Below are 13,048 nucleotides of genomic sequence, written 5' to 3'. Positions count from 1 at the left end.
TTATTGATTCCTTTTGTGGTCTTCGATCAATTTCATAAAACGGTCAAACAAATAATCAGTATCCAGTGGACCCCCTCTTGCCTCTGGGTGGAACTGTACTGTAAAGGCTGGAGCGTTAAAATATTCAACCCCTTCACAGGTTCCATCATTTGCGTTTACATGGCTCACTCTGCCAACACCTTCCGGAATGCTGTCCCCTACAACGGCATAACCATGGTTTTGGCTGGTTACCAATGTCTGGTCAATATTCAAATCAATTACTGGCTGGTTGGAACCACGATGGCCGTACTTTAATTTTTCAGTTCTTGCGCCATTTGCCAGTGCCATTAACTGATGCCCCAGACAAATACCGAATATCGGAATCTGCATTTTTACTAACTCTCGGATAGTCTCAATTACTTCCACATTTTCTGCTGGGTTACCTGGTCCATTAGAGAGCATAATGCCATCCGGGTTCAATTCCTTCACCTGTTCCGCAGTAGTATTGTATGGAACAACGGTAACTTTACAATTCCTTCTTGCCAGGCATCTTGCAATATTATATTTATATCCAAAATCAAACAATACAATATGGAAATTGTTATTGGTATTTGGTTTGGTGGAAGGCAATACCGCTGTCATTTTGTCCGAAATATTGTCTACAAAATCAACAATCTGTTTGCCGGAAACAGATTTTACCGCATCAGTGATTTCAAATTCACGGATTTGCTTTAACGCTGCTTCTTTATCTGTAATTGGCTCGGTGGTTACCATGCCGTTCATAACACCAAATTCGCGGATCTTTCTAGTTAAGCTACGGGTATCAATGCCGTAAATTCCAATTACACCCTGTTGCTGTAGAAAAGTATTGATATCCCCTTCACAGCGGAAATTGGATGGCTGGTCACACCACTCCCGTACAATATATCCTTTTAGGTAAATGCGGTCACTTTCGTGGTCCATCTGGTTGACGCCGTAGTTTCCAATCAGAGGAAAGGTCTGCGTTACAATCTGGCCATAATAGCTTGGGTCGGTTAAAGTTTCCCCATAGCCGGTCATACCTGTAGTAAACACAACCTCACCAATAGTTGTGCCTGTTGCCCCAAAGCTGTATCCCTCAAACAAGGTACCATCGCTCAGCAACAAATACGCTTTTTTGGTATGTTCTAACATAGTTACCTCCTAAATCAATCCTGTTCTATCCCAAAAATAATTATTTATAATACACTGTTAATGTCATCCCGCATACGGATTGCTTCCAAACGGGCAGCCTGGGCATAATCCCTGCCGTCCATTCCCATTTTCTGATAAGCACACATAATACCACGGGAGCTGTTTACTACCGCGCCAATACCATCTTTAAATGCGCCGGCAACATCTTTTGCTCCGCCACCCTGGGCTCCATAACCAGGTACTAGGAAAAAGGTGTGCGGCAATTTTTCACGCAATGTGGTCAGTTGTTCCGGATAAGTAGCGCCTACTACTGCGCCTACTGAGCTGTAGCCATATTTTCCGCGCTGTTCTTCTCCCCATTGCTCACACATTTCGCCCATCACTTCATAAACAGGTTTGCCATCCAGTAATCTGTCCTGCAATTCCCCAGAAGATGGATTGGAGGTTTTCACCAAAGCAAAAATTCCTTTATCATAGGTTTTACAAATATCCAATAGTGGTTTGATTCCATCGCTGCCTAGGTATCCATTCACTGTCAACGCATCACCATCAAATGCCGCAGCTTTTTTACCATCAAACAGTTGGGTTTCTCCTAAATGTGCAGTGGCATATGCTTGCATGGTGGTTCCAATGTCATTCCGTTTTCCATCCGTGATGACATACATACCGTTTTCCTTAGCATAGGCAATGGTGTCGTGCAATGCTTCCATACCATAAAACCCGTACATTTCATAGTAAGCACACTGTGGTTTGATCGCAGGAACAACATCGCACAACGCTTTAATCAGCCCTTTATTAAAATGGAACAATGCTTTTGCAGCAGCCTGCATGGTGTTGCCGTATTCCGCTACCACATATTCTTTAATGAAATCTGGAATATAATCCAGTTTTGGGTCCAATCCCGCTACTGTTGGGTTTTTCAACTCAATAATTCGTTCAATCAGGCGATCCATAGACATAGCTTACATTCTCACTTTCTTTATAAAATATCATACACGATTTCTCCACGGCACATGGTCATTTTTACCCTACCACGGAAACTTCTACCTTTAAATACAGTATTCTTTGATTTGGAATGGAGTAATTCTGGATATACCGTCCACTCCTCATCCAAATCCACAATAGCCAGATCCGCTGGTTTTCCAACCGCTATTTTTCCACCTGGAATCCCTAAGATTTTGGCCGGCGTCCTGGACATTTTATTTGCCAACTCCACAAGACTCAACATACCAGTATGGTACAAAGCGGTTAAGCTTGCTGCCAATGAGGTTTCCAGTCCTACAACACCGTTTGGAGCCTTGACAAAATCCGCTTTTTCTTCTGCTGTATGAGGGGCATGGTCTGTTACGATACAATCCAAAGTACCATCCAACACCCCTTCTAACACAGCTAGACGGTCCCGTTCTTCCCTCAAAGGTGGATTCATACGGTAGTCCGCATCTTTTTTTAATAATTTGCTCTCCGTCAAAATAAAATAATGAGGACAAGTTTCCGCTGTCACTTTGACACCACGGCGTTTCGCATCCCGAATTAGCGCAACAGAGCCTTCCGTACTAACATGGGCAATGTGGATAGAAGTATCTGTTGCGGCAGCAATAGCGATTTCCCTTGCTGTAATGCTGTCCTCAGAGGTCCGATCCATCCCTGGCAACCCTAATTTCTCTGACACAACGCCTTTATTGATAATGCCTCCATTGATAATATTCAAATCCTCACAATGGGAGATGACTTTCACTCCAAGGCGTTCCGCTTCCATCATAGCCTGCTGTAAAAATGCCGCGTTTTCCACCGGCCTACCATCATCAGAAAAAGCAACCGCACCAGCCTGTATCAACCGTTTCATATCGGTAAGCTGGTCTCCTTTTAATCCTTCGGTAATGCTAGCTACTGGATATACCCGTGCTGGAGCGTCTTTTGCCTTATCTAAAATATACTCCAGTACTTCTACACTATCGGTAACCGGGTTGGTATTTGGCATACACGCAACAGAAGTAACCCCTCCTGCCGCCGCAGCCAAACAGCCTGTGTGAATATCTTCCTTATGGGTAAAACCAGGGTCACGTAAATGTACATGCATATCAATCAATCCCGGCAGTACAGTTAACCCATTCAAATCTATTACTTTATCTGCCTCAGGGGTATCTTTCCCTAAATAGGCGATTACTCCATTTTCTACTAAAATATTTTGTTGGGATACCATTTGGCTTCCCACTACATTTCCATTTTTGAGTAAAATACTCATGAAGCCCTCCTAGCCTACAATTGCTACTTTATCAATTCCATCCCGTTCTACCACAGACACTTTAATCTGCTCATTTTTTGAGGTCGGAACATTTTTACCAATATAATCTGGACGGAAAGGCAATTCCCGATGCCCACGGTCAATCAACACTGCCAGTTGAACACTTTGTGGCCTTCCATGTTCCATCAATGCGTCAATCGCCGCCCGAACACTTCTGCCAGTGTACATTACATCATCTACCAAAACTACGGTTTTGCCAGTATAACCAAACGGGATATCTGTACGGTCTTGGTAACTGCTATCCGGCTGGATATCATCCCTGTGCGGTGTAATATCCAAAAAACCAACTGGTATTTTTTTTTGTTCTACTTCCCAGATCCGCTCCGCAATTCGCTGGGCAATTTCCACACCACGGGAAAAAATTCCTACAATAGTAAGGTTCTCTACCCCTTTATTGCGCTCAATAATCTGGTAGGCCATTCTTGCAATCGCCCTTGCCATGGATTTATCATCCAAAATAATGGTTTTTTCGGTCATATCCTATCCTCCGAATACGGCAAATCTATCAAACTGCCACTTTTCCATAAAAAAAACCAAACCGCCAAGTTGGCAGTTTGGTTGCATTACGGTTATAGCTTGCCTATAGTATCCCTACAAAACTGGGAGTAAAAGCAATGTATAAATACCGCCTTGTCAGCCTCTCTGAACCAACTTAAAGGTGATTGTTACTATTGCTTATTATACCTGATTTGACAGGAAAAGTCCATAGTAGAATACAAAAAAATACAAACCTATTTTTTATTTTTATTGTGAAGCCTGTCTATACTAGAAAAATCCAATCTATCTTTTAAGATCATAATAAATTTAACAAATCCGTGGGACGATGGAAATAGTAATCCGGAAAAATACCTTCTGGATTACAACATCCCCAGCCAGCCAAAGCAAATGTCACCCCAGCTGCACGGGCTGTCTGGTAATCAAAAATACTATCTCCAATGTACAGCGCGTTCTGTTTAAACGCTCCTGTCAATTCAAAAAATTTATTTAACGGGTCGGCAAACGGCTTATGCTTCTCTGTCATCTCAGAATCTACACATGCTTTAAAATAATTGCATAGCCCTAATGGGACAAAACTCTCGTTAAATTCTATCTTGTTTTTGGATGTAACGACTCCTAATGTAATTTTATTGGCTTTTAAAATATCCAATACAGGAACAATTTCATCAAATATTTTTGTGTGTTCCTTCGCCATTTCGCAAAACAAGCTACTCCAGCTCTTCACAATAGAGCCATCTGGGTCGGGTACATTCAACGCTACTAAAGTATCCGCAGAAGGAATCCCAAAATATTTTTTTAGCTGTTCATGGGTATAATGTAACCCTGCTTTCTGCTCCAATGTGATACGCAATGCTTCCATTGCTGGATACTCGGTGTCTGTAATTGTTCCATCAATATCAAATATTACACTGTTGATCATAAATTCTCTTCCTCTTGCAAAAAACAATCTATTTATTATCGGAATCATTTCCGAAAACGTAAATTATTATAACATTCTTTTCCACAGTTACTCAATGCACGTTTCACAAGAAAAAAAGAAGGATATCATCTTAAATTTTAGCTACAACGTCTTTTTCTGCGAACGTTGTAGAAATGGCTCGGATAGATGAACATTGAACCAATGAACCAATGGCCCCATAAAGAACGCTGTAATAACAGTCCCAACCCCTACTACGCTACCTAATAGGAATCCTCCGATGACACAAAGCACATCTGTAATCACCCGCCACCAACGGAAGGCCAGTGGTGTACGGTTTCCTAAAATTGGCGCAACAGCATCGTAGGGAGCGACCCCTAAATCAGCGGTAAAATATAAAGATGCCCCAAAGGAAAGTACGATAATCCCAATTATCATAAAAATAATACGAATCCACAGTAAACTTGGGGTTGGAAATACCATCTCATATAAAATACGGATCACATCCGCTAAGTTTCCCACTAAAAACATGTTTGCTAATGTACCAATACCAATTTTGCTTCGGTCAGTAAATAGCACAAAAATCAAAAACACAAACTCCATTGACATAAAAATAATACCAAATGGAATCCCTGTCGTTCCACTTACCCCAAACCCTAAACAACTGTAAGGGTCGTTCCCAAAGTTGGATTGCTGCAATAAGGTGATGCCAAGGCTCATAAAAAATACGCTCATAGCCACCATTAACAGCCGTTTTAGAATACAATCTTTTTTCAATTTTATTTTGTTCACGAAAACGTCACCTACCTAATACAGGCACAAAAAAGGCGAAGACAATTTTGCCTTCGTCTTTTTTGCCATCATCAATCATTTAAAAAATAGCATCGCTGCATTTTCTGTAATTAATTGTATAATGAATCAGTAATAAAGTCAATATGGCTAAATCACCAGAAAAACAATTATTTTTTTGGATATAACATCAATAAGCATGAAATATTTGCTTGTATTTTATATTGTTTTAACAAAGTTTTTAATCGTTCCAAAAATGTAAGCTTCCAGATTGATGTAAATTGATGATTACTCGCAATAACATAGGAAATACAATCATCCCAATAACGCCCATTGTTTTGCATCCAATATAAATTGCCACTAAAGTCAGTAATGGGTTTATTCCTAACTGTTTTCCCAACACTTTAGGCTCCATTAAATTTCTTACTAATGTTACAATCGCATATACAATCGTTAATCCAATGACAAGAAAGTAATCTCCCTTTATAAACTCTATTAAAATCCAAGGAATCAAAATCCCTCCTGTTCCTATCAATGGCAGGGCATCCAATAAAGCAACTAATCCTGCTACAATAATAGGGTTGTGTACACCAATCACCCAAAATCCAATGGATAATTCTATAAAAGTAACCAGCATTAAAATCAAGTAAGCCCGAAAATAGCAACCTAATGTTTCAGAACAATGCCTTTTCATTTCAAATAAGACGGGACGCCAGCGTTGCGGAACTTGTTTGACAAAAAAAGATGTTACTTTATGATAATCCATTAAAATAAAAAAGGAGGACATCAAACAAAAGCCAAAGCTAAATCCAAATTCAGGTATTTTGCTTCCAATATCCGCCAAACTAGAGATTGCTTTGCCAGATAATTCGTTGATTCCGGCTTGGATACTAGAAATAACCCCTTGTACTAAGCTCTCTGTCCCCGATGCAAGGTCGGTTGAAATAGTAGCTACGGCATCTACTGTAACAATTCCAAACCTCTTTAACAAAGGAAGAATGTATTCTTCAAAATATTCTGTGCTGTGGGCAAAAAATTCCTGCAACGAATGAAATAGCTTTGCTCCAAGCAACCACAATAAAACACTGATTATCCCATAAACGATAATTAGAACCACTACTCCAGCAACCCTACGGCTTAACATGGAATGGTCCGCTATCCAATGGGAAACCGGTTTGAGTAAAAAAGCAATGGAAAATCCAATGATAAATGGCATTAAATAGGGCAACAAATATCGGAATAGAATAAAAACAATTCCGCCAACCACCAAATAATAAAAAGCATTAATTAAAAAATCCTGCCGCTTTTCTGTTTGTTTTTGCATGGTTTTTCACCCCGTTTCAATATAGTATAAGAAACTACCTGTAAAAAATATGCCTAAACATCCCATATAAAATTTTCATACAAAAAAGGAATGGTTCTCTAAAACCATTCCTTTTGCTTTTAACAATGATATGTAAATCATTCTCCGAATAGACGTGTTCTCATTCTATATTCCCAACAATTGGATTACTATAGAACCAACCATTTTATATTGTCCCCTGAAAAGGATCGTATGTCACTTTAGTTGGAAATAGCCCATCCTCCAAATAAAAAGTATAACCTGCACTGTCCTTTTTAAAGGTAACCTCATACTGCCCTTTCTCTTTTGAATAATCCAAAGAATCATATGTTAATCCTTTGTATAAATTAGAGACATATTGCTGTGCTGCGATTTGTGCAATCCCCCTTGGAATGACACCAGAACCCCATAAAATGATTACTGCTATGAAAGCTATAATCCCTACTTTCCAAATTTTTGCCATTGTTTTCCCTTCCTCTCAATCTTATTCCATTTGAATTAATATTATGTTGTAGTATATACCAGTTTTTCTTAATAGAAATACCAACCTAGATTAACACGCAAAATATATCATATGAAATAAACCATATCCACAAATTGTTTTATTTCAATTTTTAACCAAGCATTATTTTTTATCTGTTAAATGGCGTATTGGCTCTTTATAAAATATCATTGATTTGTTGGATTACTTGTTGGTTTCGAAAATTATTTTTGCCTGAATCCCCAAAATCTCGTAACAAAACCAATTCCCCTTGATATATATTAGCTTGAGAGACGATCTCTCCTACTAAAAGGTTTTTATTTGTATCAGAATAAATCGAAACAGAAGTTAGCACTATAAAAGCAAGCGTACAAAAAATAGAGGCTGCAATTAAAATGATTTTTGGATGATTTGTTTTTTCCATATTATTTCCTCCTTTTTTAGCTAATTTTAGTATACTGGATTTTCTGCTTTAATGTGTTAATATGAACCGTCAATTTCCTTTCATAAATCTTTCAAAACTATGACAATCTAAAAATCTATTTAGGAAGAGCTAGTTTTCTATCGTCTTCTGTAAGGGTTTATGGTATACTATAGATAAATGGAAAGGCAGAAAAGGAGGATGTTTATGCATACAAAAAAATATAAAATAGATTTTTTGGATGAAATAAAGCGGATTATTTTAATTGTATTTGCTTCTGTAATTATGGCAATCAATATCAAAAGCTTTGTAGATGCTGGTGGTTTATTTCCAGGAGGTTTTAATGGGCTAACATTATTGATTCAACGGATTGGAAAGTCATTTTTTCATATTTCCTTACCATTCTCTGTTATTAACTTTTTATTGAACGCAATTCCAGCAATCATCAGTTTTAAAGCAATTGGCAAAAAATTTACTGTTTATTCTTGTGTTATGATTGTGTTAACCAGTATTTTGACCGACTGCATACCGACTATTTATATTACAAACGATATCCTTTTAATCTGTATCTTTGGTGGGTTAATTAATGGATTCGCCATTGGTTTATGTTTGATGGGACGTGCTACCAGTGGAGGAAGTGATTTTATCGCTGTAGCTTTATCCGAACGATTAAATATTGATGCCTGGAATTATATCTTTCTGGGGAATGCGGCAATGTTAATTATTGCAGGCCTTTTATTTGGTTGGAACGCTGCACTATATTCGATTATCTTCCAATTTGCTTCTACCCAAGTGGTGCGTATTTTAAACTTTCGCTATAAAAGAACAACGCTATTTATTATTTCCCATAAAACAGAGGAAATTTATCAAGAAATTAAGGAAATTACTCACCATGGTGCTACCTTATTCCATGGTGTTGGATTGTATAACGGAGAAGAACGAACTATGTTATATTCCGTTATCTCCAGTGACCAGGTAAAAGAAATCACGAAACAAATCCATAAAATTGACCCTCAAGCCTTTATCAACGTCATCCGCACCGACCAAATTTCTGGAAAATTTTATCAAAAGCCAAACGACTAAGGCGATAGATGTTTTTATACTAAATTTATTTTAGAATCATTCCATCTGATGAACATAAAAAATAGCACTGGAACTATTCACATTTCCAGTGCTGTTTTTGGCCTTAGCCAATCAAACAAAATACTTAATGTACGCAAGTTCTAGCTAGTATATAACATTTCACTTAAACCATAGCTCAACTATGTTTCCATGAAAAATTTGCTATGAATAGGGTCACCTGATACTTATAAGAAAAAGTTTTATGTAAAATACTATGAATTGGTTATAGAGCCTTTAAAAAGGAAAAACACTAGCTTAGCTCTTCAAGAAATATGGTATCAATCACACTACAACATATAATCCAGCTTATAGATTGATGAAATAATTTCCTAGATGGACTATACCGTCGCTTTTTCGATTGGTTATGCCTTTCTAAAGTTCATTTTTCTCATGGAACCCTTATAGCAAAGATATCCATTATAACCGGATAGTTTGCCTTGAGAAAGTAATATCGTAAAAAAGGATGTTGCAAAATAAGCAACATCCTTTTGTTTTTATTTTATTAGTGAGCATGGCAAGCTTCACAATCTTCTGGGATATCCCCAACAATAGGTTTTGGATCAATTCCCTGACGTTTGTAATAATCTGCAATAGCTGCTTTAATTGCCTGTTCCGCTAAAACAGAGCAGTGGATTTTTACTGCTGGCAGCCCATCCAATGCTTCCACAACAGCTTGGTTGGTCAATTTCAGCGCTTCTGAGATCGGTTTGCCTTTAATCATCTCTGTGGCAATTGAGGAAGTGGCAATTGCGGAGCCACAGCCAAATGTTTTAAATTTAACGTCCTCAATGATATTATCTTTTACTTTCAAATACATTTTCATAATATCGCCACATTTAGCGTTTCCCACTTCTCCAATACCGTTCGCGTCCTCAATTTCGCCAACGTTACGTGGGTTTGTAAAGTGATCCATTACTTTTGCTGAATATTCCATAGCCATAGCTAAATTCCTCCTTTATCAACCATTCCATACTGGGGACATATCCCGTAACCGCTGGATAATCTGCGGCAATTTTTCCAAAATATAATCTACATCTTCCTGGGTATTGGTTTCCGCTAAGGACAACCGTAAAGAACCATGTGCGATCTCATGAGGCAACCCAATTGCCAAAAGCACATGGGATGGGTCCAAAGAACCGGAAGTACATGCGGAACCAGAAGAAGCGCAAATCCCGTTAAAATCTAACATTAATAAAATGGATTCCCCTTCAATGCCTTCAAAGGAAACATTTAAATTACCACATAGCCGGTGTTCCATTGAACCATTAATGCGTACTTTTGGGATTGCTTCTACAATCCCTTTTGCCAACTGGTCTCGTAAGTTAGAAACATATTTTTGTTTCGCTGGAATATCCTTTACGGCATCGGTAATCGCCTGTCCCAACGCTACAATAAAAGCGACGTTTTCTGTACCAGCACGCTTTCCACGTTCCTGACCGCCACCATCTAAATAGTTTGGTAAGGCAATCCCCTTCCTTACATACAGGGCGCCAACCCCTTTCGGAGCATGGATCTTGTGTCCAGACAATGAAAGCATATCTATCTTTTGTTCTTTTACATCAATCGCTACGTTTCCCACTGCCTGCACGGCATCTGTGTGGAACCAAACACCTTTTTCGTGGCACACCTTTCCGATTTCCGCAATTGGCTGGATGGTGCCAATTTCATTGTTCGCATACATGATGGTAACTAAAATGGTATCTTCCCGAATCGCATCCGCCACCTGTTGCGCTGAAACCAATCCTTCCTCATTTACCGGCAAGTAGGTTACTTCAAATCCCTGCTTTTCTAATGTCTGGCAGGTATGCAGCACCGCATGGTGCTCGAAATTAGTGGTAATAATGTGTTTTTTCCCTTTTGCCGCGCCCAATCTGGCAGCGGACTTAATCGCCCAGTTGTCAGATTCTGAACCACAGGAAGTAAAATAAATTTCCATTGGATCAGCACCCAAAGCGTTGGCTACCTGTTCCCTTGCTTTATCAATCGCAAATTTTGCTTCGTGGGCAATGGAATAGATACTGCTTGGATTTCCATAGTTATCCTTCAGCCAAGGCAACATGGCTTGAAAAACCGAATCAGAAACCTGGGTAGTAGCAGAATTATCTACATAAACAAAACGGTTCATTTTTCATATTCCTTTCTATCTCAGGAAATTTTTATCGAAAAAATACATAAAATCAATCTGTATATTATTGGTGTATTTTTATTGTATACCATTTTAGTATGAATTTCAAGAGTGTTTGAAAATTCTTCTATTTATAACAGTTAGCCTAAATTCAGAGCTTTCTTTTCAGTAGTTTTACACAATTTATTGCCGATATCTCTGAGATTCTGCTACAGCCATCCGGTCGCAACGTTCATTTTCTGGATGTCCAGCGTGCCCTTTTATCCAATGAAATTCCACCTGGTGAATCTCCAATAACTGTAATAATTGTTGCCATAAATCCGGATTTAATGCTTTTTCTTTTTTATTTCTCATCCATCCGTTTGCCTTCCATTTTATCGCCCAGCCCTGCTGGATCGCATCAATAATATATTTGGAATCACTGTGTACTACCACCTGGCAAGGTTCCTTTAACAAAGACAATGCTTGAATAACAGCGGTCAGTTCCATCCGGTTATTCGTAGTTTGTGCCTCTCCACCAGACAGTTCCTTTTCATGAGCGCCATACCGTAAAATGGCTCCCCATCCGCCAGCACCAGGATTTCCACTACATGCTCCATCCGTATAGATGTCAACTTTTTTCATTCTGTCTCCTCCAGTAAATAACTTTTTGCGGCTTCATAAAGGCTTCGGTCTACCAAAGCGTCAACCAACGTTCCCTGTTCATTATATTCCTCTGAAAACACTTTGCCAGTAGCTCGGATTTTGGCGATAAAACTAGTGTCAGAATAAGGAATTAATAATTTCATCCGGTGAGATGTCTCTTCCAAACTCTGGGCAATCCGATTTAGCAGATGGTCAAACCCAAAGCCGGTTTTCGCGCTGATCATCACGCAATCTTTTTCCGCAAAATAAGGCTGATGGGCAATTTTATCACATTTGTTCAACACAGTTAAAACCGGAATATTACTGCATCCCAGTTCATCTAAAAGCTGTTGGGTAACCTGAATCTGTTCCGCAGCTTCATCACTGGAAACATCACATACATGTAGGATTAAATCCGCATTTGCCGCTTCTTCCAAAGTGGATTGAAAGGCTTCGATTAGATGGTGGGGCAAACGCCGTATCAACCCAACAGTATCCACCAGTAACACAGTTTTTCCATCGGGTAATTCCAGTGCCCTCGCTGTAGGGTCAAGAGTAGCAAAGAGTTTATTTTCCGCTAAAACACCAGCATTCGTCAGCGCGTTCAACAAAGTAGATTTTCCAACATTGGTATATCCTACAATGGCAACCGTAGTAACATTGTCTTTTTTCCGGCGGCTGCGCATCATGGCACGGCGTTTTTCCAACTGTTCCAGCTCTTTTTCCAAAAAAGCGATCCTTCGTCTGATATGGCGTTTATCACTTTCCAATTTGGTTTCCCCAGGGCCACGGGTTCCAATCCCAGCCCCCAAACGGGACAACGCAATCCCCATACCCGCTAAACGGGGCAAACGATACCGCTGTTGCGCCAATTCTACCTGTAGCTGTCCTTCTTTTGACCTGGCACGTTGGGCGAAGATATCCAAAATTAATGTTGTGCGGTCAATTACCCGGACGTTTGTTGCATTTTCAATATTCCTGATTTGCGTAGCAGTCAACTCATCGTCAAATATAATCAGGTCTACTTGGTTTTCTTTACAAAATTCTGCTATTTCTTCCAACCTTCCCGCTCCAATACAAGTTGCGCTATCATAGCTTTCCCTGCGCTGCGTAAAAATACCCACTACTTCTGCCTCAGCAGTCTTAGCCAGTTCCTCTAATTCCAACAAGGATTGCTCTATATCAAATATTCCAGTGTCAACACCAATCAATAACGCTTTCGTAATTTCGGTTGTATTATCGTACATAACATCCCTCCGATTTCAATTTCAGGCTG

The 13,048-nt window shown here is 39.3% G+C and carries 14 protein-coding genes; 1 reads left to right on the top strand and 13 read right to left on the bottom strand.

Going from position 1 to position 13,048, the window contains the following annotated elements; translation table 11 throughout:
- The 9 genes from carA to BQ2683_RS01810 all read right to left on the bottom strand — a co-directional run bounded on the left by carA (position 1) and on the right by BQ2683_RS01810 (position 7,904).
- Positions 1 to 1,152, bottom strand: coding sequence for a glutamine-hydrolyzing carbamoyl-phosphate synthase small subunit (gene carA, locus BQ2683_RS01850; RefSeq protein WP_069987060.1), 1,152 nt, complete (start codon positions 1,150 to 1,152; stop codon positions 1 to 3).
- 44 nt (positions 1,153 to 1,196) lie between these two features.
- Positions 1,197 to 2,111 carry an orotidine-5'-phosphate decarboxylase gene (pyrF, locus tag BQ2683_RS01845; protein ID WP_069987058.1) on the bottom strand — a complete coding sequence of 305 codons (915 nt, stop codon included), beginning with the start codon at positions 2,109 to 2,111 and terminating at the stop codon, positions 1,197 to 1,199.
- A gap of 20 nt (positions 2,112 to 2,131) precedes the next feature.
- Positions 2,132 to 3,394 carry a dihydroorotase gene (locus BQ2683_RS01840; protein ID WP_069987056.1) on the bottom strand — a complete coding sequence of 421 codons (1,263 nt, stop codon included), beginning with the start codon at positions 3,392 to 3,394 and terminating at the stop codon, positions 2,132 to 2,134.
- 9 nt (positions 3,395 to 3,403) lie between these two features.
- Complete coding sequence (gene pyrR, locus BQ2683_RS01835; protein ID WP_069987054.1) at positions 3,404 to 3,931, bottom strand: bifunctional pyr operon transcriptional regulator/uracil phosphoribosyltransferase PyrR; 528 nt, start codon at positions 3,929 to 3,931, stop codon at positions 3,404 to 3,406.
- Between the two features lie 316 nt (positions 3,932 to 4,247).
- Positions 4,248 to 4,871: an HAD family hydrolase gene (locus BQ2683_RS01830; RefSeq protein ID WP_069987052.1), complete on the bottom strand. Its 624-nt coding sequence runs from the start codon at positions 4,869 to 4,871 to the stop codon at positions 4,248 to 4,250.
- Positions 4,872 to 5,012: 141 nt separating this feature from the next.
- Entirely contained in the window at positions 5,013 to 5,660 is a 648-nt protein-coding gene (locus tag BQ2683_RS01825; protein ID WP_083256323.1) for a YczE/YyaS/YitT family protein, read from the bottom strand.
- 238 nt (positions 5,661 to 5,898) lie between these two features.
- Positions 5,899 to 6,981 carry a sporulation integral membrane protein YtvI gene (gene ytvI / locus BQ2683_RS01820; protein ID WP_069987049.1) on the bottom strand — a complete coding sequence of 361 codons (1,083 nt, stop codon included), beginning with the start codon at positions 6,979 to 6,981 and terminating at the stop codon, positions 5,899 to 5,901.
- A gap of 205 nt (positions 6,982 to 7,186) precedes the next feature.
- Entirely contained in the window at positions 7,187 to 7,462 is a 276-nt protein-coding gene (locus BQ2683_RS01815; protein WP_069987047.1) for a hypothetical protein, read from the bottom strand.
- Positions 7,463 to 7,658: 196 nt separating this feature from the next.
- Positions 7,659 to 7,904, bottom strand: coding sequence for a hypothetical protein (locus BQ2683_RS01810; RefSeq protein WP_069987045.1), 246 nt, complete (start codon positions 7,902 to 7,904; stop codon positions 7,659 to 7,661).
- A gap of 204 nt (positions 7,905 to 8,108) precedes the next feature.
- Between BQ2683_RS01810 and BQ2683_RS01805 the strand changes: the two genes are divergently transcribed.
- Positions 8,109 to 8,984 (top strand): YitT family protein, encoded by an 876-nt coding sequence (locus BQ2683_RS01805; protein ID WP_069987043.1) that lies wholly within the window; start codon positions 8,109 to 8,111, stop codon positions 8,982 to 8,984.
- Between the two features lie 541 nt (positions 8,985 to 9,525).
- On the opposite strand, the gene nifU is transcribed toward BQ2683_RS01805, so the two are convergent.
- The 4 genes from nifU to hflX all read right to left on the bottom strand — a co-directional run bounded on the left by nifU (position 9,526) and on the right by hflX (position 13,019).
- Positions 9,526 to 9,957 (bottom strand): Fe-S cluster assembly scaffold protein NifU, encoded by a 432-nt coding sequence (nifU, locus tag BQ2683_RS01800; protein WP_069987144.1) that lies wholly within the window; start codon positions 9,955 to 9,957, stop codon positions 9,526 to 9,528.
- Between the two features lie 24 nt (positions 9,958 to 9,981).
- Positions 9,982 to 11,148 (bottom strand): cysteine desulfurase NifS, encoded by a 1,167-nt coding sequence (nifS, locus tag BQ2683_RS01795; protein ID WP_069987041.1) that lies wholly within the window; start codon positions 11,146 to 11,148, stop codon positions 9,982 to 9,984.
- A 183-nt stretch (positions 11,149 to 11,331) separates the two neighbouring features.
- A complete protein-coding gene (gene rnhA / locus BQ2683_RS01790; RefSeq protein WP_069987040.1) occupies positions 11,332 to 11,772 on the bottom strand; it encodes a ribonuclease HI in 441 nt (146 codons plus the stop codon).
- Positions 11,769 to 13,019 (bottom strand): GTPase HflX, encoded by a 1,251-nt coding sequence (gene hflX, locus BQ2683_RS01785; RefSeq protein WP_069987038.1) that lies wholly within the window; start codon positions 13,017 to 13,019, stop codon positions 11,769 to 11,771. Before hflX ends, rnhA begins: the two co-directional genes overlap by 4 nt.
- Between the last annotated feature and the right edge of the window lie 29 nt (positions 13,020 to 13,048).

Origin of the sequence: Massilioclostridium coli, assembly GCF_900095865.1 — a bacterium.
GTDB lineage: Bacteria > Bacillota > Clostridia > Oscillospirales > Ruminococcaceae > Massilioclostridium > Massilioclostridium facile.
Note: the sequence above shows the minus strand (reverse complement) of the source record. Positions and strands in the feature narration are given on the sequence as shown.